This window comes from Streptomyces sp. NPDC037389, from assembly GCF_040636475.1.
GTDB classification, from domain to species: Bacteria; Actinomycetota; Actinomycetes; order Streptomycetales; family Streptomycetaceae; genus Streptomyces; species Streptomyces hesseae.
Genome location: NZ_JBEZUS010000075.1, coordinates 1 through 1,139 on the forward strand (window position 1 = coordinate 1; position 1,139 = coordinate 1,139).

Annotated in this window: 1 protein-coding gene; it reads right to left on the reverse strand. The window is 64.5% G+C overall.

Annotated features, from left to right (window positions below):
• Positions 1–997, reverse strand: a 997-nt coding sequence (locus AB0E98_RS33855; RefSeq protein ID WP_361710346.1) for a transcriptional regulator, incomplete at its 3' end; no start/stop codon positions are given.
• Positions 998–1,139: the final 142 nt, after the last annotated feature.

The following is a 1,139-nucleotide window of genomic DNA, read 5'->3' on the forward strand; positions in this document are numbered from 1 at the left end:
TGAACGCCGCCCACTCCGGCTCCTCATCCAGCCGCGCGTTCGCGTACGCCTTCTCCGACTCGACCACGGCGCGAGCCGCCGCGATCTTGTCTCCGAGCAGTGCGAGCGCACGCGCCTCCAGGCACCAGAGATCCGCGAGGCAGGCCGGCGAGTTCGCGTGGGTCAGTCCGAGACGCCCCGCCTGGGTCAGGCGCCGTCCTTCGGCGGGATCTCCGAGAAGGGTCGCCTGGTCGGCCATACCCGCGAGCACGTGCGAGCCCAAGGCCGCGTTGCCGGATTCCTCCGCGAGACGCAAGGACTGGATCAGATACCGCTGGGCTACGCCGTGTTCGCCGTTGTCGTAGGCCATCCATCCGAGAAGGTATGTCTGCTCGGCCGCCGCTTCGCAAAGTGCCCGTCGCACATCATCGCTGTAGGTGCGATGGAGCAGAGGATAGACGTGCTGGTTCATGTACTCGGCGAGGATCAGGCGACCGGAACCGCCTCCTTGAAGTACGTCCATCTTCTGGAACTCGCCGAACATGTTCTTCACCGCCGTCACGTCCTCAAGACGTACGCGGGGGCCGGGCTCTGGACTCTGGTCGAGGGTGTTCATCAGCCAGTCGCGCGATGGCCCTATGCCGGCAAGGGCTGCGAACGGCACGCCTGCAAGGAAGTTACGTCGATCCACGTCAGCTCTCCCGAGGTCTGCGACAACCTCCACGGTAGCCGCGTAGGAAGAGTTGTACACGAGCGCGCGTTCAGCGCCCGCGCCTTCCCCGAGTCCGAGATCATACGTTGTGACCCGGTATCCGAAGTGATCCGAGAAGACCGCCGCGATGATGTCAGGTAACGGCTGGCGCGGAATCTGTCCTTCGATCCAGAAGCGGACCCGCGTCGTGCTGGTGGCGACATGGGGCTCGTTCCACAGCAACGCCTTGGCCTTCACGCGTCGCGCCAACTCGCCACGACTCAGTCCTGAGCGGTCGAGCCAACTCGCAAGCCGATCGTTCGTCATGCAGCGCCCCCTGGCCGAGGTAACGGAAACGACACCCTTCGACACCCCTGATCACGGTACCGCGCAACTCCCTTCTGAAGTTGCCTAGTTGTCAGCCAAGCCAGCCGCTGGGAGGGCCAGACCATGATGAGTAGTGCAGGGC